The organism is Haemophilus seminalis, assembly GCF_006384255.1.
GTDB classification, from domain to species: domain Bacteria; phylum Pseudomonadota; class Gammaproteobacteria; order Enterobacterales; family Pasteurellaceae; genus Haemophilus; species Haemophilus seminalis.
The window spans coordinates 132,935-151,819 of sequence record NZ_VCED01000002.1 but is presented as its reverse complement, the minus strand read 5'-3'; the positions used below and the strand labels follow the sequence as shown (position 1 = coordinate 151,819).

The following is an 18,885-nucleotide window of genomic DNA, read 5'->3' as shown; positions in this document are numbered from 1 at the left end:
AGTGCGGTTATTTTCTTACTTCTTTTTTAATTGACTCCAAACTTTATCTTCCTGACCTCGCCATAAACGTTGAATATTATCGTGATGACGATAAACCAATAAACAACAAACTAAAGCAACAGGGAAAGTAAATTCAGGTTTAAACCACCATACATAAAAAGGCACAAGCAATGCCGCAAGTACAGCACTTAATGATGCATAACGACTAACAAGAAAGATCAATATCCACGTTCCAAACATTGAACCCGCAACAGCCCATGAAATAGGCGCTATCGCACCAAATGCAGTCGGCACACCTTTTCCTCCCTTAAATTGAAAGAACAGTGGGAAAATATGGCCTAAACATGCAGCTAAAGCAACCATACCTAATTCGAATTGAGTTAAACCTAAATAATAACCAGCCCATACGGGGAGCATACCCTTTAAAAGATCAAGGATTAATACAATTAATGCAGCCCAATAATTACCAATACGAAATACATTTGTTACATCTGGGGTACATGAGCCATTTTGACGAGGATCTGGCAAGCCTGCAACGTGACAAATTAGAATAGCACTGGAAATAGAACCTAAAAGATAGGTACAAAGCATATAAAAAAGGGCAAAAAGGCTCATTTTGTACTCCAGCAAGAAAAATTATTCGTTATTCTACCCAAAGTTGATAGCATACGCCTACAATAATTTTAGAGGAACTCTTATGGATCGTGTTTTTATTGAAGAATTGACTGTTTTTGCACAAATCGGTGTATATGATTGGGAACAGCAAATTAAGCAAAAACTTGTGTTTGATTTGGAAATGGCTTGGGATTGTAAGCAAGCGGCGGAAACGGATGATGTTGCATATTGTTTGAATTATGCTGAAGTGAGCCAAGTGATAATTGATTATGTGGAAAGCAAACCTTTCTTGCTGATTGAGCGAGTGGCTTATGAAGTGGCGGATTTGCTTGAATCACGTTATCAACTTCAAGGATTAAAAATGAAACTGAGTAAACCGAAAGCTGTTGCGCAAGCTCGAAATGTTGGCGTATTGATTGTACGTGGATGTTTAAAATAATGTGAAATTTTCGTAAAAACTTGTCGGCTTTTTAAACGAAATTGACTAAAATAGTCATGAGTTTTTACTGCAATAAAGGAGATTGCAATGAATATGAAAACCTTATTAGCACTAGCGGTTAGTGCGGTATGTTCAGTTGGTATTGCGCAAGCACATGAGCATAATCATGATCACAGTATGTCACCAAAAGGTGCTTCTATTGAAGTGAAAGTGCAACAACTTGATCCAGTAAACGGTAACAAAGATGTGGGTACAGTGACTATTACTGAATCTAACTATGGCCTTGTGTTTACCCCTAATTTACAAGGATTAAGCGAAGGCTTACATGGTTTCCACATCCATGAAAACCCAAGCTGTGAGCCAAAAGAAAAAGAGGGTAAATTGACAGCAGGTTTAGGCGCTGGTGGTCACTGGGATCCTAAAGGTGCAAAACAACACGGTTACCCATGGCAAGATGACGCACACTTAGGTGATTTACCGGCATTAACTGTATTACATGATGGCACAGCAACAAACCCTGTTTTAGCACCACGTCTTAAACATTTAGATGATGTTCGCGGTCACTCTATTATGATCCACGCTGGTGGTGATAATCACTCCGATCATCCAGCTCCACTTGGCGGTGGCGGCCCACGTATGGCATGTGGCGTGATTAAATAATTCGATTGTTCGAAACGAAAAGTGCGGTAAATTTTGATCTGCACCCCAAAAGTTGGACTAGCCAAACCAACAATTGAGGTGCAGATTTTTTATGGGTAAACACTACACAATCGAATTTAAATTACAGGTTCTCCGACCTATTTTGAATGGGAAAATGAGTATTAGAGAAGCCGAGCAATAGAAATTATCCAAAGGTTAAGAACGCATTATCCCTTAACATGGCTATTAAGTTTCGCACAATTAGCGCGCAGTGCGTTCTTTTCCCAACTTCAAGTTAAGCTAAATAAAGACAAAGCCCTTAAAGCCGTCATTAAAGACATTAAAGCGAAACATCCTGATTATGGCTATCGACGCGTTCATGCCTGTTTGCCTGGTGTGAATCATAAAAAAGTCCAGTGCTTGATGGGAGTAAAGTCTATTTATCCCCAATTTTAGACTTATTTAATAATGAGATAGTCTCCTATAACCTCAATGATTCCCCAAACTGGGCGCAAGTAGAGGACATGTTAATGCAAGCCGTCAAAGGGTTAAACAAAGCTTGTAGTATCATTTTACATTCAGACCAAGGCAGTATCAAATGGTGGCTTATCGTCGAATCTTAGCTGAACATAGCGTCATTCAAAGTATGTCGAGAAAAGGGAATGGCTTGGACAACACCGCGATGGAAAGTTTCTTTGGGCGATTAAAAACAGAATGCTTTTACAAGCGGGAATTTAAAACGAAAGAAGAGATAGTTGATGCCGTCAGGGATTATTTGGATTACTATGATCACCGACGGATTCAACTAAAATTAAAAGGACTGAGTCCGATACAATATCGAAAACAATCCTTTAAATGAAAGTCTAACTTTTTGGGGCAGATCAATTTTCACCGCACTTTTTATTGAACTTTAACTTCTTGTACAATTCGCTTAGCTGCAGCTATGGGCAATTGCCCAATAAACGTAATTTCTTTTCCGCCATTCACTTCACTATAAATCGTGTATGCCCCTTGCTTCCAAGTATTTTCTGGCAAAACATTAGAGCCTGCGTTAGAAACAAATAGTGTAAAAGTAAACAAACCGTCGCTATATAGCGCACTATCTATCACTTCACTTTCTAATGTTTCTTGAGTATATCGAATTAAAGAAAAACCTTGTGGCAACCAACCTGCAGACCAAGTTATATCTGAGTTTTGTTCATTTTTACTTTCTTTCAACAAAGGAGGCATTGAGACTTTGTTAATATACTCCGTCAACCCTCTTAATCTATCGTCGATATAAAGCGTTACAACTCTAAACTGATCAAGTAATTTACCTTCACTATCAAGCATATCGCCGCGTAACAATAAACCATTTTCTTCATCTACAAACACTAAATACTGATATCGGAAATCATCTTTAGGGACAATACGAATCGTATCAGCAAAACGCCCAGCCACTCGATCTTTACCTATTTTTATAAAATCATAAACTGAAGAAAGTTTATCAAAATCAGCGCGAACAACAGCAGGCATTGCATCGACGATATTGCCACTATTAAGTGTAAAAGCTTGAGTATTCGGCTGAAAATAACTGACTAAATTATCACGTTGAATAATTTCTTGTTGACGCCCATCAAGCATCACTAATTGCGCATAAGTTTTATTATCTTTCTTAATATGACGATAGCGAAAGGAATCCATATTTGATGGAGTTGTTTGAACAAAGGCAAGCTCATAATTGAGATTATCCAATGCTTGTGTCATTTTATCTAAAGACTGCTTTGCAGAAAGCTCTTCAGCTGAAGTAATGTTACTAAATAGAAAAGAAAGAGAAAGTGCGGTGAGTTTTAACGCTATTTTTTTCATAAACATTAAATTTAAAGGATAAAAATTCACCACACTAAATAGTATATTAGGTGGTGAATTAACATAAATGCACAGGGCTAATCCATATTATTTTTGACTATTACTACTTACATTTAATGCATCTGCATTCATACGACGTTGTAATTCATAGTTCTGTAACATCGCACCAATACGGCGACTTTTTTGTTCAAGCTGCTCTGATGTCAATGTATCTTTACTCGGCGCATTATAGCTAACCTCTTGAACCGCATTATTAAATGGCAAGGTTTGCAATACTGGAGTCTCAGGTAAATTAGACGCATCGTTTTTATTATTGAAAGATTGAACACCAAGTACCGCCACCAAACATACACCAGCAGCAACAGCAACTTGCGTCATTGGCGCAAAGAACGCTTTTAATTTTTGCATAAATGCAGAATTATATGCATCATCTGGTTCTGGTTGAGACACTGCAATGACATCGACTTTCTTCACTTCTTCAGATTCAATTAAAGCTGCCATTTTAGCAGTAAAATCAGCCCCTAGAAACAAAGCACTTTCTTTACGCATCACTGCACGTACAGCATGGAATGCCTGCCAAGATTCTTGTAATTCTTCGTCTTTCAATAAAGCATCTGTCAAGCCAGCCTCGACTTGTTCGCCATCCATATAGGCTGAAAGTTGCTCTTTTTGCATAGTAAACTCCGACATTTTTATTCGCGTTGCATCAGTGGCTGAATTTTATTCTCAATAATTTCCCTTGCGCGGAAAATACGAGAACGAACAGTACCAACAGGGCAATCCATAATTTCTGCAATCTCTTCATAGCTCAAACCTTCTAGCTCGCGCAAGGTGATTGCTGTTTTTAAATCTTCTGGCAAACTGTGAATCGTACTAAACACGATTCGTTCAAGTTCACTAGATAACATTTCATTTTCGGGTGTATCTACATCCCGCAAGTGTGTACCCACATCATAATTTTCAGCATCCTCAGCTAAAATATCTTCATGAGGTGGACGACGCCCTTGAGCCGTTAAATAATTTTTTGCCGTATTGACGGCAATTCGATAAAGCCATGTATAGAAAGCACTTTCGCCACGAAAAGATTCAATTGAGCGATAAGCCTTTATAAAGGATTCTTGCACCACATCAGGAATATCGTTACGTGATACATAGCGAGTCAAAAGCCCCGCCACTTTATTCTGATAACGAGAAACCAACAAATTGAAGGCTTTCTTATCCCCTTGCTGCACTCTTTCTACCAAAGCCTGATCTGTTAGCTGTTCAGCCATATTTCTCCTATGCCAATATCTAACACGCCTTAATATTCAAGACAGCAAGCTCTTGTTGCAATCTCAGACACAAGTGTGTGAAAAAAGTTCATACGTATCTTAATAATTTTAATTAATTGTTATTTTTTGTACGTTTTGGATATATTCCACCATAGATTGAATTTCTGAATCTGATGATTGACCACGATTAAAAAACCAAGAAAACAGCTGCAGATCTGTACTTGCTAATAAACGAATAAATATATCTTTTTTGTCATCGGTTAATTCATCAAAATGCTTCAAATAAAAAGGCATAATGATTTTATCCAACTCCAACATTCCTCGGCGGCAATCCCATTCAATACGGAGTTTATTATATTTTTCCATTTTTAATTCCTTAAATTTTAGGGGGCGATTATAGCCTAAAAAATAAAAGCGGGATATTTTACAATATCCCGCTCACACATAATTACAGTCCTAGATTACCAATAAGCACGTAAACCTACAACAGTTTTGTAATCATGCGCTTTGCTAGTTTCTACACCATTTTCTTGAGTTTTGGTTCGTGTTGCTTGCCATTCAACAAATGGTTTAACCTTAATAGAACCTTGTTTATATACGTAGTACTCTGTTCCCACCATAAATTGATTTTTAGTTTTTTCTGTACGAGAACCAGTATGATCCTTATCTGTTTTATATGCATACATCGCATATACATTTAGATCATTATTATAAGTCCATGGGTTATTGAATTTTTGAAGAACAATTGTACGAATTTCATTCTTGGTATTTTTGTTATCGTAATCACCTTTATGGTTAGTAACTTGACGTTCAAGATCAATACCATAAGTTGTATTTACAAATGTGTAAGATGCACCTAAAGAATAGGCATTTGTTACAAATGAATTATTAGCATTTGTATTCGCAGAAATTTCACGCGTAAAGCCTACACCAAAACTTACACTTTGAATATCATTAATTTTGTGCTCGTAAATAGAACCTACACCCCAAACATTTTTACGAGGATTTTTTAAATCTAGATTAGTATCACCACGTTTGCTAGCACCACCGTAGTAAATACCTGCTCTTACTTTATCACCATTTTCATATTCTGAAGTATAAGTATATTGAGTTGCGCGACGAGCCGCACTATCTAATAAACCATCAGATAAGCTATAAGTATTAGCTAAATCTGTACGTTTTACTTCATCAGTGATAGTTGGCATATTACCATAAGTTAATTCACTAAATTGCTTATCCGCATGCTTATAACCAAAACCTGCATAAAGGATACGTGTATACAGATGATCAAAATCATGTTGGGAATCAGCTTCTCCGCGTAAACGCCACTCAATACGACCTAAAGCATAGAAATCATCAGTTAATTTCTGTTTCACTTTGAAACCAAAACGTGAACCATTATTAGAAACAGAATGATTAATATGATCTTTTTTCTGACTAGGTGTACTCCCATAAGTATCTGTGGTATTAGAGGTACTTTCCCATTTCACACGTAAAGAGCCATTGAAATCAATATCTGTACCAGTTTCTTGAATTTGGAATTTGTAAGCTTGTGCAGAACTTGCAGCCAATGCAGCTACTGTTAAAGCGAGAAGTGTTTTTTTCATCATTTGCTTTCCTTGTTTTGTTAAGAGTTAAAAAATAAATATATTTAAAATATATTGAACTTTTCCAAGTCTACTCACCACATATAGAAATAATCAAGCAGATTTATAAATTCAATATCAAATTATTACGTAAAAAAATATGTATAAAAAAACCATTAAAATACAACTTTTCATCAGTCTCATATCGACTGCTTAGATTTCTTTCGCTATAATCAGGCGTCTTATTTTATTTAACAAACGTGTTCGGTGTGGATTTTTACCGAGTGCAAATTAATTGAGGTAACAAATGTCATTAAATATTGAAACAACTCAAGGTTTAGAACGCCGTGTAGCGATCACCGTTCCAGCTGAAACCGTATCTAAAGCAGTTCGTGAAGAATTTAAACGTGCATCAAAAAATGTACGTGTAGATGGTTTCCGTAAAGGCCATGTTCCTGCTCATATTATCGAACAACGTTTCGGTGCATCAATCCGTCAAGATGTATTGAACGATTTATTACCACGTCATTTTTTTGATGCCGTGATTGTAGAAAAGATTAATATTGCAGGTCGTCCAACTTTTGGTATTGAGACTTTTGAAGAAGGTAAAGATCTCGTTTTCACCGCAACTTTTGAAGTTTATCCAGAAGTTAAATTACAAGGTTTAGAGAACATTAAAGTTGAAAAACCAACTGTTGAAATCACAGAAGCTGATATTGATAAAATGGTTGATGTGTTACGTAAACAACAGGCAACTTGGGTAGAAACTGACTCTGCAGCAAAAGCAGATGATCGCGTAACGATTGATTTTGTTGGTTCTGTAGATGGCGAAGAGTTTGAAGGCGGTAAAGCATCTGACTTCGTATTATTTATGGGACAAGGTCGTATGATTCCTGGTTTTGAAGATGGTATCGTAGGCCATAAAGCAGGTGAGCAATTTGATATTAATGTAACTTTCCCTGCTGAATACCATGCAGAAAACTTAAAAGGTAAAGCGGCGAAATTTGCAATTACCTTAAAAAAAGTAGAAAACATGGTGTTACCTGAGTTAACAGATGAGTTTGTTGCTAAGTTCGGTCCGAATACTAAATCTGTTGCAGATTTACGTGTAGAAATTCGTAAGAATATGGAACGTGAATTGAAAAATGCATTAGTTTCACGCGTTAAACAACAAGTAATCAATGGGTTAATTGAACAAAATCCAATTGAAATTCCAGCTTCTTCTGTAGAAGAAGAAATTAATGTATTACGCAATCAGGCGGCTCAACGTTTTGGCGGTAATGCACAACAAGCTGCACAGTTACCACGTGAATTATTTGAAGCGGAGGCAACTCGTCGTGTTCAAGTAGGTTTATTATTCTCTGAAGTGATTAAATCTAATGAATTAAAAGCTGATGAAGAACGTGCTAAAGCAATGATTGCAGATATTGCATCAGCTTACGAGCAACCAGCAGAGGTTGTTGAATATTATAGCAAAAACGAAGAGTTAATGAACAATATTCGTAACGTAGTATTAGAAGAACAAGCAGTGGATGCAGTACTTGCTAAAGTACAAGTGACTGAAAAAGTTTCTTCGTTTGATGAAATTATGAATCCACAAGCATAATAATTAATTAATATCGTTATGATTGAATAAAAGTGCGGTCGCTCTTTTTAACAAAAGCGACCGCATTTTTATTTGTAGGTTATTTAGAGTAGAATAATTAGTAATTTTAGAGAAAAAGGTAAGAACATGAGTGTAATTCCTATGGTTGTTGAACAAACTTCGCGTGGCGAGCGTTCATACGACATTTATTCCCGTTTATTAAAAGAGCGTGTGATCTTCCTAAGTGGTGAAGTGGAAGATCGTATGGCAAATCTCATTGTGGCTCAGCTGCTTTTTTTAGAGTCAGAAGATCCAACTAAAGATATCAATATTTATATCAACTCTCCCGGTGGTTCTGTGACTGCAGGTATGGCTATTTACGACACAATGCAATTTATTAAGCCAGATATTCGTACACTTTGTATCGGTCAGGCATGCTCAATGGGCGCATTCTTGCTTGCTGGCGGAACCGCTGGAAAACGAGCAGCGTTACCAAATGCGCGAGTGATGATTCACCAACCTTTGGGTGGTTTCCGTGGTCAAGCATCGGATATTCAAATTCATGCACAAGAAATTTTGAAAATTAAACACACCTTAAACGATCGTCTAGCATTCCATACTGGGCAAAGTATCGAACGAATTGAGAAAGATACAGATCGCGATAACTTTATGTCAGCTGAAGAAGCCAAAGCATATGGTTTAGTTGATGAAGTTTTAATTAAACGTTAAGGAAACACATGTCAGACAAAGATAAAGATTTACATTGCTCTTTTTGCGGAAAAGAAAAAGGCGAAGTAGATAAATTAATTGCTGGTACAGACGGCTATATTTGTAATGAGTGTATTGAACTTTGTCATTCAATGCTTGAAGAAAGTAATGATGAAAGTGTAGACGAAAGTGCGGCAGAAAATGAGGAGAAATTACCTACTCCTCACGAAATTCGGGCTCATCTAGACGATTATGTTATTGGCCAAGATTATGCGAAAAAAGTGCTTTCTGTCGCAGTTTACAATCATTATAAACGTTTACGAACTAATCATCAAAATAACGATGTTGAGCTTGGCAAAAGTAATATCTTGCTTATTGGACCAACGGGTAGTGGTAAAACATTGCTTGCTCAAACATTAGCTCGTCGCTTAAATGTGCCGTTTGCGATGGCTGACGCGACAACATTGACTGAGGCTGGCTACGTGGGGGAAGATGTAGAAAATGTCCTACAAAAGCTTTTACAAAACTGTGAGTATAATACTGAAAAAGCAGAGCAAGGCATTATCTATATTGATGAAATTGATAAAATTAGCCGTAAATCGGAAGGCGCATCAATTACTCGAGATGTATCAGGTGAAGGTGTACAACAAGCGTTGTTAAAACTCATTGAAGGTACTGTAGCGTCTATTCCACCTCAAGGCGGGCGTAAACATCCGCAGCAAGAAATGGTGAAATTGGATACGTCAAAAATTCTCTTTATCTGCGGTGGCGCATTTGCGGGATTAGATAAAATTATCAGTAAACGTACACAAACAAGTACGAGCATCGGTTTTAGTGCGAAAGTAGAAAAAGATGAAGAAGAAAAGTCTCTTTCTGAATTATTCCGTCAAGTAGAACCAGATGATTTAATGAAGTTTGGTTTGATTCCGGAATTTATTGGGCGTTTACCCATGATTTCTCCACTAAGTGAATTAGATGAAGAAGCCCTTGTGCAAATTCTTACACAGCCTAAAAATGCCTTAACTAAACAATATCAAGCTTTATTTGGACTTGAAAATGTGGAGTTAGAATTCACTCCGGAAGCTTTAAAAGCAATGGCGAAGAAAGCGCTTGAAAGAAAAACAGGCGCACGTGGTTTACGTTCTATTGTCGAGGCTGTATTACTTGATACGATGTATGATTTACCATCTATCGAAAATTTACGTAAAGTAGTCGTGGATGAAAGTACCATTGTAGATAATACTGCTCCAAAATTAGAATATAATTCTTAATAGAAAAGTGCGGTTGTTTTTCCTTATGTTTTCTATTTTGCTTGATGATTTTCAATAGGCAAGGCGAAAAGAAAATGCTACAATCGCATGTTCTTATAACTTTATTCTTATTTTCCTAAGTAAATAACGGATTCAATTTATGGCAACTGAAATTGTTGATAAAAAGAAAAATGTACCAGAGACGGTGGTAGAAGGTAAATCTAAAGGATTAAATACCCTTCTTTGGATTTTAGTCGCAGTCTTTTTTGCGGCAGCTGCAATTGGTAATGTTTATTTCCAAAAAGTATATTCATTACCTATTCGTGTAGTGGGTGTCGTCATTGCGTTAGTGATTGCTTTTGCATTTGCAGCAATTACTAATCAAGGTACAAAAGCTCGTACATTCTTTAAAGATTCAAAAATAGAAGCGCAAAAAGTGGTATGGCCAAGTCGCCAAGAAGCGCGTCAAACTACATTAATCGTAATTGGGGTAACAATCATTGCATCCTTATTTTTCTGGGCGACAGATTCGATTATTGTCACAGTAATTAATTTCTTAACTGATTTGAGATTCTAAAATGACTGAAGAAACAACTGTATCAAAAAAACGTTGGTATGTATTACAGGCGTTTTCTGGTTTTGAAAGCCGAGTGGCTTTAACTTTGCGTGAATACATTAAACAGCAACAAATGGAAGACCAATTTGGTGAAGTATTAGTTCCAACTGAAGAAGTTGTTGAGAATGTAGCTGGTAAACGCCGTAAAAGCGAGCGTAAATTTTTCCCAGGCTATGTCCTTGTTGAAATGGAAATGAATGATGATACTTGGCACTTAGTAAAAAGTGTGCCCCGTGTCATGGGATTCATTGGCGGTACACCTGATAAACCAGCGCCAATTTCTAAACGTGAAGCAGATGCTATTCTAAATCGATTAGAACAAAGCTCAGATAAACCACGCCATCGTAATGAGTATCGCCCTGGTGAAGAGGTTCGAGTCACTGAGGGGCCATTCGCAGACTTTAACGGAATAGTAGAAGAAGTAGATTATGAAAAAGGTCGCTTAAAAGTCTCAGTATCTATCTTTGGTCGTGCAACACCCGTTGAACTTGAATTTAGTCAAGTAGAAAAAATACATTAATTATATAAAAAAACCTAACTAATTATGATCTGCCCCCCAAAAGTTGGACTAAACAACCAACTAATTAAGGTGCAGATTTTTTATGGTCAAATAAAACTCTCTTTTGAAACGTTTGAGCAACAGGAAAAAACGATTCATGAGTACATTCATTATGACAATCATGAGCGTATTCAAGTGAAATTAAAAGGACTCAGTCCTTGAACTAAATGAGTCGATCAGATCACTTCTAATAAGTCGCTTTATTTTTCGCTGCTTTTGTTAAACCATCCAACCATGCTTGATGGCCGTTTACCATTGGATTTGGCACAGTTTCTGCCAAACCTTTGGCGAGTTTGCCGATTTGGCTTTCTTCGGTTAATACTCGCACTCGGTTGTTCGGCAGGTTTTCTAAAATCCAAGCGTGATACTCATCGCTGAAATCTTCGCCTTCGCCAAACGTGCCGGACCATGCAAGACGAACGAGATTGCCATCTTCGCTGATATCAAATTCTTCTACTTTGCAGGTAACGTGAAAGCCAAAAGTATCAAACACAAAATCGGCATCCGCTGAAAGCTTAGTCGTTGAACCGTCGCCCACCACAATATTTTCCGCATTGTGATAATAAGTGCCCCATGCTTTGGTATCCGCTAAACAAGGCAAGACATCCGCCACACTTAAGCTTTTTACAATCACTTCATTAGAAACGTAGTTGTCGATTTCGCCCGACGTATATTTTTCTGGCCAAATGATTGCAGGTTGTGAATAAGTTTTCATAATAAAGTCCTCTTAGTTAATGGTTAGTCGCGTTTTTCTATGGAGGCATTATAGGGATGAATAAGATATAAGTTAAATAGCTATTATAAATAGTTAATATCAGATAAAATGATATTAGAAGAATAAATCGAGCTAAAAATGAAATCCTTACAAACACTTGATTTAAACTTATTGAAAGCCTTTTCGGTGCTGATGGACGAGCGTAACGTGAGTAAAGCCACCGAGCGTTTGGCGATTACACAGCCCGCCATGAGTGGCGTGTTGGCAAGATTGCGTGACAGTTTTGATGATCCGCTATTTGTGCGGGTGCAACGGGGCGTGGTGCCGACTAATCAGGCATTGGAACTTGCCCCACAAGTGAAAAGGTACTGAATGAGGTAGAACAGTTATTACAGCCGCCACAGTTTGATCCGACAACGGCTGAATTAACCGTACGCATCGCCTGCACCGATTATGCAATGCGTGCCGTTTCTGCGTTTGCTAAAAATCCAAGCGTCGAAAATTAAAGTGGCGGTACTGGCGATTAACGAAAGCATCGTACAAAATCAACTGGAACAGCGACAAATCGACTTTGCGTTGGTGACACCTGATTTCCAAGCACCGGATATTCATGCACAAAATTTGTATGACGAACGCTATATCTGTGCCGTTCGCCACAATCACCCGATAGCCCAACAAACAGAACTTACCCTTGAGCAATTTTGCCAGTTAGAGCAAGCCTTGATTTCTTATCATGGCTGTAGCTTCAGCGGTGTTACCGACAAAGCCTTGCAAGCGATGGGGCTACAAAGAAATGTCAGCCTGTCGGTACAAAACTTTATTAGCTAGAGCAAAGCGATTTATTGGCAGTCGTGCCTGAACGCTTGATTACCCACTTAGACAATCTCAAACGCTTTAAACCGCCTCTTAAAATTCAAGACTTCACCAAAACATTGATTTGGCACGAGCGGACACATAAAGATCCTGCCTATCGCTGGATCAGGGAACTGATTGAAAAAGCTTGTTTGGTTGAAGAAAAATAGTGAATGCTAATAATAGAGTGTAAGCGAATGCACTTTTAAAAGATGCAGTAAAAAGGCATAATTGCAGCCCCATTTTTTGAATTATTTATTTAGGAGCAAAAAGATGAATATTTTATTATTAGATGGTGGTAAAAATTTCGGACATTCGCATGGTGAGTTAAACCATACACTTCACAAAAAAGCGAAAGAAGTTTTGACCGCACTTGGACACAATGTTCAAGAAACTGTGATTGATGCCGGCTATGATGTTGAGGCAGAAATCGAAAAATTCTTGTGGATGGATGCCGTGATTTGGCAGATGCCAGGCTGGTGGATGCACGAACCTTGGACAGTGAAAAAATACATAGACGAAGTATTAACTGCCGGACACGGCAAGCTTTACCACAGTGACGGTCGTCATCGTGTCAATCCAACTGAAGGGTACGGTACAGGTGGTTTATTACAAGGCAAAAAACACATGCTTTCGCTTACTTGGAATGCGCCGATTGAAGCGTTTACTCGTGAAGGTGATTTCTTCGAAGGTAAAGGTGTGGATGTATTATATATGCACTTCCACAAACTCAACGAATTCATCGGCTTGACCCGTTTGCCGACATTCTTATGTAACGATGTGATTAAAAATCCACAAGTAGAAAAATACTTAGCTAACTACCAAGAACACTTGGAAAAAGTATTTGGTTAATTACAAACCATTAGTTTAGAAAGTGAGTATTTGGGCTCACCTTTTTTATTTTCTCCGCTCAAACTTCCTGATGGAGAGAGGGAAAGTGAATAGGCTGAGTTTAGATAAAACAAGCGGTCAAGTTTCCAGGAAGATTTGTAAAAAACTAAACTTTGGCCGAATTAAGGGTACCGTCTGAAACCTAAATTTCAGACGGCCTTTTATTTTGCTTTATTCTCTAAATACAGTCCGATCAAAACATTCAATATAGGCCACTAAATTTGCTTTGATTATACCCCTATCCAATATAAATGTTCTTCAGTCATACGGCGAAAGGCTTCAGCAATCGCTTTTTGTTCAGTTGTTAAATACTTATCTAAATCAAAGCCATAGGTTTCTTTGAGATAACGTTGAATGTGTGAACTATCCGCAATCAGCTTTTCCCCATGTTGCAAAACATGGTACTTTACCTTTAGGCATTTTACTGAGATCCGCAACATATTATTTGTTTCCCTTTACAAGGGATCGCCAAAATAGCTTTCATCAAGCTCAGTTTGACCATCAAAAAACTCATCGGCTTCAAGGGATAAATGATAGCTAATGACTTCACGAAGTTTTCGGTAAAACAAAATCGCTGAATTGGCTTGGATACGGAGTAAATCCTCAGCTGCTTTGGCTATAACTTTTAATATAAAAAAATCAAGGAGCTTCTTTTGTATAGATTTCTTTAGTTTACAATGGGTTATCCTCATTTTTATAGACTGACACATTTGCTAATTTACGTCAGTCTCAAGTTTTATCTATTTTAGATAACTCACCATGTAACTTTGATTTTATAAAATAAACAATAATATAAATAATACTAACAACACCTAAAGTTATGGGAACATAGCTATATCCTTTCTTAAATATCAAAACTGTTGTAAAAAATAGCCAACAAATACATTAATACAAAAAGTAATATATTTTTATGAAAAAATGAAGTTATCGCAACGTCAACCTAATTACTAAGATAAGTCATTTTACCTGAATTTATCCATAAATACTCCCAAAATCAGACTATTACTTTATGAAATCAAGAATAAAACTGGTATAGTGTTCCCCCTCATTTTCTTTTATCTGGAGGACAAAGTGGAAATTATACTTTCATACCAACAAGCTAATGCTGTTTGGGGGGAAAAAACAATTCTCAGTTTTAACGATAAACAAGCGACTATTCATTTACAAAACAATGAAAAAACAGACCGTACTTTAATACAACGCGCTGCACGTAAGTTACGTAACATAGGCATTCAAGAAGTTGAGCTTTTAGGTGATAATTGGGCATTAGAATCTTGCTGGGCATTTTACCAAGGCTTTTATACCGCTAAACAAGATTATTCAATTGAATTTCCTCATCTTGATGACGAACCACAAGATGAATTATTAGCACGTATTGAATGCAGTGATTTTGTACGTGAAATCATTAATGAACCAGCACAAAACTTAACGCCTGTAAAATTGGCCGAGCATGCAGCCGAATTTATCTTAAATCAATCAGATATTTATAATAAAAAAAATGCGGTAAGTTTCCAGATCGTTTCAGGAGAAGAACTTGAACAACAAGGATATCATGGTATCTGGACGGTTGGTAAGGGGTCAGCAAATCCACCAGCTATGTTACAACTTGATTTTAACCCAACAAATGATCCTAATGCGCCAATATTAGCCTGTTTAGTTGGGAAAGGGATTACTTTTGACAGTGGTGGTTACAGCCTAAAGCCAAGTGATGGAATGAGTACTATGCGTACCGACATGGGGGGAGCAGCATTATTAACTGGTGCTTTAGGATTAGCAATTACACGAGGGTTAAATCAACGTGTAAAACTTTACTTATGTTGTGCAGAAAACCTAGTGAGTAGTCATGCCTTTAAATTGGGAGATATTATCACTTATAGAAATGGCATTACCGCTGAAGTATTAAATACAGATGCTGAAGGCCGTCTTGTCCTCGCGGATGGGTTAATTGAAGCTGATAATCAGCACCCCAAATTTATTATTGACTGTGCAACATTAACGGGAGCGGCAAAAGTTGCATTAGGTAATGATTATCATGCAGCACTTTCAATGGATGAAAACTTAGTAGCAGAGCTATTCCGGTCTGCTCAAGATGAAAATGAACCCTTCTGGCGTTTACCGTTTGAAGATTTCCATCGTTCACAAATCAGCTCATCATTTGCAGACATTGCAAATATTGGTAGTGTCCCGATTGGAGCAGGTGCAAGCACAGCAACAGCTTTTCTCTCTTATTTTATAAAAAATTATCAGAAGAACTGGTTACACATTGATTGTGCAGCAACTTATCGTAAATCAGGTAGCGATTTATGGGGGGTGGGCGCTACAGGTATTGGTATACAAACACTTGCAAATTTATTATTGTTAAAATCAGAAGAATAAGGATCTATTTATGACGGAAAGAACACTTTCTATTATTAAACCTGATGTAGTTAATCGCCATCTTATGGGTGCTATTTTGGCACGTTTCGAACAGGCTGGTTTTAAGATTATTGCCACAAAGATGATACATTTAACGCGTGAGCAAGCTGAAGGTTTCTATGCTGAACATCAAGGGAAAGTATTTTTTGAACCACTTATTAATTATATGATATCAGCACCAATTTTAGTTTCTGTATTAGAAAAAGAACATGCAATTAAAGATTACCGCACTTTAATTGGCAATACGAATCCAGAAACAGCAGAAGAAGGTACAATTCGTAAAGAGTTTGCACTAAGTCAACGTGAAAATTCAGTTCACGGTTCTGACAGCATAGAAAGTGCTAAACGTGAAATAGCCTATTTCTTTGTTGATTCAGAAATCTATACCTACTGACATATTTATATTATCTCTAACAACAAAGCACCTAGATACATATCTAGGTGCTTTATTAAAAAAAGCCCACTTTAGGTGGGCAAAATAAGGATTAAAATTATGAAACTAAACTACTTTCTATAAAGTCTGCTATCTAATGATAAAGCGCCCGCACCAGAAAAAACAAAGTACAAAAATATAACAGAATAAAGTAACGCAAGCTCACCGCCATTTGCAATTGGGAATAGTAAATTCCCTTTTCCAGCCACATGTATAAAGAAATACGCAAAAGCCATTTAACCAGATAAAATAAACGCAGCTGGACGCGTAAATAATCCTAAAATTAATAAGATTGAGCCGACAATTTCAATCACGCCACCTATAATCATCATTGAGTCACCAACCGGTCCATTTCCACCCGTCATGGAAATGGGGAACTCCCAGAATTTTGCTGTGCCATGTAAGATAAACATGTAAGCAGCAGTAATGCGTAATAGCGCTAATACATAAGGGCGATATTTCTCAAGATTGTTCATTTGCTTTCCTTTTGTTTAAAGATGAATTAAAACAGCGCCATATTAATCCTTTAACTGATGGCTAAACAATAATTAAAATTGAAAAATACTTTTTACTAAAAGTAAAAAATAACTAAAGTAGCTTTTCAATCCAATTAGAAAAAGAATCGGCATCCATAAAGCCCGTTACTCTACTTCCTTGAATCTCATTATTTTGCTTATCAAAAAATAAAATTGTGGGTAATCCCATTACATTAAAGCGTTCCATTAATGCTTTATTTTCCGGACTATTCTTTGTCATATTGACTTGTAACAATAAGATATTTTGAAATTGCTGTTGCACTTTTGGATCTGAAAAAGTCAACTTTTCAAATTCTTTACAAGCTACACACCAATCTGCGTATAAATCCAACATCGCGATTGAATAGGGATTTTCCGCTAAAGTGCGGTCAAGTTCTTCAATATTTTTAATTTGCTTAAATTTAACCTGAGAAACAGGCTTATTTTCTACCGCACTTTGTGTTGTGTTCTGAGTTTGCCAAATCCAATTTTGCAGAGGTTGTACGGAAACCATAGCCAACGCAAAACTAATAATTTTAATGGCATAGCCAAAACCGCTCTTAGGCATCTGCAACGCAAACCAAATAAAGAATGCTGTAGCTAATCCAGCCCATAAGCGTGGCTCCCATACTTCAGGCAAAATACGAGAAAGTAAAAATACAGGTAACGCTAACATAACAAAACCGAATGTTTGTTTCACTGTGTTCATCCACTCACCTGATTTTGGCAAAATTTTATTACCAAATAATGTGATTAACATTAGCGGCACGCCCATACCAAAAGCGAGCAAATAAAGGGTTGCCGCACCTGTGAATAAATCACCACTTTGCGCCACATAAAGTAAAGCGCCAGAAAGTGGTGCTGATGTGCAAGGTGATGCCACAAGCCCAGCAATCATTCCCATTGCAAAGGAGCCACCAAAAGCGCCCGAGGTTTGTTTTTGACTCCATGTATTCAATTTATTTTGTAAACTATTCGGCAATTGAAGGGTAAACACCCCAAACATAGAAAGGGCAAGTACAACAAATAAAATAGAAAGCCCTACCATGACATAAGGATGTTGTAAGGCAATTTGGAACGGTAAGCCAATTGCTGCAACAGCAAGACCTAATAAAGTATAAGTCAACGCCATCCCTTGTACATAAAGGAATGTTAAAATAAATGCTCGCGACATACTTCTTTGTTGTTGTCCAATAACAATTGCTGAAAGTAAAGGCAACATAGGCAACACACAAGGCGTAAAAGCAAGACCTACGCCTAATAAAAAGAAACCCCAAATTGCCCATTTGCTATGAAATAAGCTATCAGCTAAACGATCTTGCTCTGATAAAAGCACTGGTTCTTCCGTATTATTTTCTATAGCTTTAGCATTAGAAATAACAAGATCACCAAGCCGTAAAACTTTACTTTCTGGTGGATAACAAAAACCTTCTGTACAACCTTGATAAGATATTTCCACTTTATCATCAGCATGGGAAAAATCACCGATAAAAGTGCCATCTATGGGTTGGGTAAAGACACTCACTTCACCAAAATAAGGATCCTGATGTCGTTCTGATTGTTGTAGAAAACGAGCTGCCAACAATTTTGATTTATCAACAAATTTACCACTGATTTTATCTTGATAAAGATAATATCCTTTCACGATATCCCAATGAATCTGGAGTTGGGTTTTATCCGGAGATAATGTAGCAGAAAATGCAAATGCATCATCTACATTTAAAAATGATTGTTTTTTATCAAACAATCCTGCATTAGCTACAAATGTGGTGAAAATAAATATAAAAAAAAGAATAAATTTTTTCATAAAATAAACTAGAAAAGGGGAAATTTGCCTAAAATTTTAACATAAAGAAATTTGAAAGCATAAAACTATGATGTAGATCACAAAAACAAAACCTAATGAAAAATCAGAGCATTTTTCTGTTGTTACAACAATGTTACATCG

Annotated in this window: 23 protein-coding genes and 4 pseudogenes; 16 read left to right on the top strand and 11 right to left on the bottom strand. The window is 37.0% G+C overall.

Annotated features, from left to right (window positions below):
* Positions 1-15: 15 nt before the first annotated feature.
* A complete protein-coding gene (gene plsY, locus FE813_RS03020; protein WP_139989398.1) occupies positions 16-615 on the bottom strand; it encodes a glycerol-3-phosphate 1-O-acyltransferase PlsY in 600 nt (199 codons plus the stop codon).
* Positions 616-697: 82 nt separating this feature from the next.
* Here plsY and folB point away from each other — a divergent pair, with 82 nt between their 5' ends.
* The 4 genes and pseudogenes from folB to FE813_RS10855 form a co-directional block, all read left to right on the top strand.
* Complete coding sequence (gene folB, locus FE813_RS03015; protein WP_118785400.1) at positions 698-1,054, top strand: dihydroneopterin aldolase; 357 nt, start codon at positions 698-700, stop codon at positions 1,052-1,054.
* An 87-nt stretch (positions 1,055-1,141) separates the two neighbouring features.
* Positions 1,142-1,714 carry a superoxide dismutase family protein gene (sodC, locus tag FE813_RS03010; protein WP_139989397.1) on the top strand — a complete coding sequence of 191 codons (573 nt, stop codon included), beginning with the start codon at positions 1,142-1,144 and terminating at the stop codon, positions 1,712-1,714.
* Positions 1,715-1,891: 177 nt separating this feature from the next.
* Positions 1,892-2,149, top strand: a complete 258-nt coding sequence (locus FE813_RS10790; protein WP_139989573.1) for an IS3 family transposase — start codon at positions 1,892-1,894, stop codon at positions 2,147-2,149.
* Positions 2,125-2,552: pseudogene (locus FE813_RS10855) on the top strand (transposase); the annotation flags it as partial. The gene FE813_RS10790 and the pseudogene FE813_RS10855, both read left to right, overlap by 25 nt.
* Before the next feature lie 41 nt (positions 2,553-2,593).
* On the opposite strand, the gene rseB reads toward FE813_RS10855, so the two are convergent.
* The 5 genes from rseB to FE813_RS02975 all read right to left on the bottom strand — a co-directional run bounded on the left by rseB (position 2,594) and on the right by FE813_RS02975 (position 6,419).
* Positions 2,594-3,541 (bottom strand): sigma-E factor regulatory protein RseB, encoded by a 948-nt coding sequence (gene rseB, locus FE813_RS02995; protein ID WP_139989395.1) that lies wholly within the window; start codon positions 3,539-3,541, stop codon positions 2,594-2,596.
* An 87-nt stretch (positions 3,542-3,628) separates the two neighbouring features.
* Entirely contained in the window at positions 3,629-4,216 is a 588-nt protein-coding gene (locus FE813_RS02990; RefSeq protein WP_139989394.1) for a sigma-E factor negative regulatory protein, read from the bottom strand.
* A gap of 17 nt (positions 4,217-4,233) precedes the next feature.
* The gene (gene rpoE, locus FE813_RS02985; protein ID WP_139989393.1) at positions 4,234-4,812 is read right to left on the bottom strand and encodes an RNA polymerase sigma factor RpoE; all 579 of its coding nucleotides are present in this window, start codon (positions 4,810-4,812) and stop codon (positions 4,234-4,236) included.
* Positions 4,813-4,920: 108 nt separating this feature from the next.
* Positions 4,921-5,178 (bottom strand): FAD assembly factor SdhE, encoded by a 258-nt coding sequence (locus FE813_RS02980; RefSeq protein ID WP_139989392.1) that lies wholly within the window; start codon positions 5,176-5,178, stop codon positions 4,921-4,923.
* A 95-nt stretch (positions 5,179-5,273) separates the two neighbouring features.
* Entirely contained in the window at positions 5,274-6,419 is a 1,146-nt protein-coding gene (locus FE813_RS02975) for a porin (RefSeq protein ID WP_139989572.1), read from the bottom strand.
* A 286-nt stretch (positions 6,420-6,705) separates the two neighbouring features.
* Here FE813_RS02975 and tig point away from each other — a divergent pair, with 286 nt between their 5' ends.
* The 6 genes and pseudogenes from tig to FE813_RS10735 form a co-directional block, all read left to right on the top strand.
* Positions 6,706-8,004 (top strand): trigger factor, encoded by a 1,299-nt coding sequence (gene tig / locus FE813_RS02970; RefSeq protein ID WP_139989391.1) that lies wholly within the window; start codon positions 6,706-6,708, stop codon positions 8,002-8,004.
* Between the two features lie 96 nt (positions 8,005-8,100).
* Positions 8,101-8,712 carry an ATP-dependent Clp endopeptidase proteolytic subunit ClpP gene (clpP, locus tag FE813_RS02965; protein WP_258038608.1) on the top strand — a complete coding sequence of 204 codons (612 nt, stop codon included), beginning with the start codon at positions 8,101-8,103 and terminating at the stop codon, positions 8,710-8,712.
* An 8-nt stretch (positions 8,713-8,720) separates the two neighbouring features.
* On the top strand, positions 8,721-9,962 hold the full coding sequence (clpX, locus tag FE813_RS02960) for an ATP-dependent protease ATP-binding subunit ClpX (protein ID WP_139989390.1): 1,242 nt from the start codon (positions 8,721-8,723) through the stop codon (positions 9,960-9,962).
* A gap of 139 nt (positions 9,963-10,101) precedes the next feature.
* A complete protein-coding gene (secE, locus tag FE813_RS02955; protein WP_005636067.1) occupies positions 10,102-10,518 on the top strand; it encodes a preprotein translocase subunit SecE in 417 nt (138 codons plus the stop codon).
* A 1-nt stretch (position 10,519) separates the two neighbouring features.
* Entirely contained in the window at positions 10,520-11,077 is a 558-nt protein-coding gene (gene nusG / locus FE813_RS02950) for a transcription termination/antitermination protein NusG (protein ID WP_139989389.1), read from the top strand.
* A gap of 60 nt (positions 11,078-11,137) precedes the next feature.
* Positions 11,138-11,278: pseudogene (locus FE813_RS10735) on the top strand (IS3 family transposase); the annotation flags it as partial.
* Positions 11,279-11,303: 25 nt separating this feature from the next.
* Here the strand turns inward: FE813_RS10735 and FE813_RS02940 are convergent.
* A complete protein-coding gene (locus FE813_RS02940) occupies positions 11,304-11,831 on the bottom strand; it encodes an SRPBCC family protein (RefSeq protein WP_139989387.1) in 528 nt (175 codons plus the stop codon).
* A gap of 138 nt (positions 11,832-11,969) precedes the next feature.
* Here FE813_RS02940 and FE813_RS10645 point away from each other — a divergent pair, with 138 nt between their 5' ends.
* The 4 genes from FE813_RS10645 to FE813_RS02925 all read left to right on the top strand — a co-directional run bounded on the left by FE813_RS10645 (position 11,970) and on the right by FE813_RS02925 (position 13,535).
* Entirely contained in the window at positions 11,970-12,203 is a 234-nt protein-coding gene (locus FE813_RS10645) for a LysR family transcriptional regulator (protein ID WP_139989386.1), read from the top strand.
* An 81-nt stretch (positions 12,204-12,284) separates the two neighbouring features.
* On the top strand, positions 12,285-12,659 hold the full coding sequence (locus FE813_RS10640) for a LysR substrate-binding domain-containing protein (protein WP_235898343.1): 375 nt from the start codon (positions 12,285-12,287) through the stop codon (positions 12,657-12,659).
* Between the two features lie 14 nt (positions 12,660-12,673).
* Positions 12,674-12,853, top strand: coding sequence for a type 2 periplasmic-binding domain-containing protein (locus FE813_RS10635; protein WP_235898342.1), 180 nt, complete (start codon positions 12,674-12,676; stop codon positions 12,851-12,853).
* A gap of 103 nt (positions 12,854-12,956) precedes the next feature.
* Positions 12,957-13,535: an NAD(P)H-dependent oxidoreductase gene (locus FE813_RS02925; RefSeq protein WP_139989385.1), complete on the top strand. Its 579-nt coding sequence runs from the start codon at positions 12,957-12,959 to the stop codon at positions 13,533-13,535.
* A 269-nt stretch (positions 13,536-13,804) separates the two neighbouring features.
* Here FE813_RS02925 and FE813_RS02920 read toward each other — a convergent pair whose 3' ends face one another.
* Positions 13,805-13,969, bottom strand: a complete 165-nt coding sequence (locus FE813_RS02920) for a Tom37 metaxin N-terminal-like domain-containing protein (protein ID WP_180978671.1) — start codon at positions 13,967-13,969, stop codon at positions 13,805-13,807.
* 72 nt (positions 13,970-14,041) lie between these two features.
* Positions 14,042-14,266 (bottom strand): annotated as a pseudogene (locus FE813_RS02915) (IS1595 family transposase); the annotation flags it as partial.
* 379 nt (positions 14,267-14,645) lie between these two features.
* Here FE813_RS02915 and pepB point away from each other — a divergent pair.
* Positions 14,646-15,950: an aminopeptidase PepB gene (gene pepB, locus FE813_RS02905; RefSeq protein WP_139989383.1), complete on the top strand. Its 1,305-nt coding sequence runs from the start codon at positions 14,646-14,648 to the stop codon at positions 15,948-15,950.
* A gap of 10 nt (positions 15,951-15,960) precedes the next feature.
* Positions 15,961-16,383 carry a nucleoside-diphosphate kinase gene (ndk, locus tag FE813_RS02900; RefSeq protein WP_139989382.1) on the top strand — a complete coding sequence of 141 codons (423 nt, stop codon included), beginning with the start codon at positions 15,961-15,963 and terminating at the stop codon, positions 16,381-16,383.
* 110 nt (positions 16,384-16,493) lie between these two features.
* Here the strand turns inward: ndk and FE813_RS02895 are convergent.
* Together FE813_RS02895 and FE813_RS02890 are read right to left on the bottom strand one after the other, a co-directional pair.
* A pseudogene (locus FE813_RS02895) lies at positions 16,494-16,898 on the bottom strand (DoxX family protein).
* A gap of 112 nt (positions 16,899-17,010) precedes the next feature.
* Entirely contained in the window at positions 17,011-18,744 is a 1,734-nt protein-coding gene (locus tag FE813_RS02890) for a protein-disulfide reductase DsbD (protein ID WP_139989381.1), read from the bottom strand.
* Between the last annotated feature and the right edge of the window lie 141 nt (positions 18,745-18,885).

Excerpts from the sequence above, each read along its gene's own strand:
- FE813_RS02890 (WP_139989381.1), bottom strand. The coding sequence starts at position 18,744 with ATGAAAAAATTTATTCTTTTTTTTATATTTATTTTCACCACATTTGTA.
- FE813_RS02925 (WP_139989385.1), top strand. The coding sequence starts at position 12,957 with ATGAATATTTTATTATTAGATGGTGGTAAAAATTTCGGACATTCGCAT.
- FE813_RS10640 (WP_235898343.1), top strand. The coding sequence starts at position 12,285 with ATGCAATGCGTGCCGTTTCTGCGTTTGCTAAAAATCCAAGCGTCGAAA.
- sodC (WP_139989397.1), top strand. The coding sequence starts at position 1,142 with ATGAATATGAAAACCTTATTAGCACTAGCGGTTAGTGCGGTATGTTCA.
- FE813_RS10645 (WP_139989386.1), top strand. The coding sequence starts at position 11,970 with ATGAAATCCTTACAAACACTTGATTTAAACTTATTGAAAGCCTTTTCG.
- FE813_RS02990 (WP_139989394.1), bottom strand. The coding sequence starts at position 4,216 with ATGCAAAAAGAGCAACTTTCAGCCTATATGGATGGCGAACAAGTCGAG.
- FE813_RS02980 (WP_139989392.1), bottom strand. The coding sequence starts at position 5,178 with ATGGAAAAATATAATAAACTCCGTATTGAATGGGATTGCCGCCGAGGA.
- folB (WP_118785400.1), top strand. The coding sequence starts at position 698 with ATGGATCGTGTTTTTATTGAAGAATTGACTGTTTTTGCACAAATCGGT.
- FE813_RS02975 (WP_139989572.1), bottom strand. The coding sequence starts at position 6,419 with ATGAAAAAAACACTTCTCGCTTTAACAGTAGCTGCATTGGCTGCAAGT.
- ndk (WP_139989382.1), top strand. The coding sequence starts at position 15,961 with ATGACGGAAAGAACACTTTCTATTATTAAACCTGATGTAGTTAATCGC.
- rseB (WP_139989395.1), bottom strand. The coding sequence starts at position 3,541 with ATGAAAAAAATAGCGTTAAAACTCACCGCACTTTCTCTTTCTTTTCTA.
- nusG (WP_139989389.1), top strand. The coding sequence starts at position 10,520 with ATGACTGAAGAAACAACTGTATCAAAAAAACGTTGGTATGTATTACAG.
- FE813_RS02940 (WP_139989387.1), bottom strand. The coding sequence starts at position 11,831 with ATGAAAACTTATTCACAACCTGCAATCATTTGGCCAGAAAAATATACG.
- rpoE (WP_139989393.1), bottom strand. The coding sequence starts at position 4,812 with ATGGCTGAACAGCTAACAGATCAGGCTTTGGTAGAAAGAGTGCAGCAA.
- clpX (WP_139989390.1), top strand. The coding sequence starts at position 8,721 with ATGTCAGACAAAGATAAAGATTTACATTGCTCTTTTTGCGGAAAAGAA.
- plsY (WP_139989398.1), bottom strand. The coding sequence starts at position 615 with ATGAGCCTTTTTGCCCTTTTTTATATGCTTTGTACCTATCTTTTAGGT.
- secE (WP_005636067.1), top strand. The coding sequence starts at position 10,102 with ATGGCAACTGAAATTGTTGATAAAAAGAAAAATGTACCAGAGACGGTG.
- tig (WP_139989391.1), top strand. The coding sequence starts at position 6,706 with ATGTCATTAAATATTGAAACAACTCAAGGTTTAGAACGCCGTGTAGCG.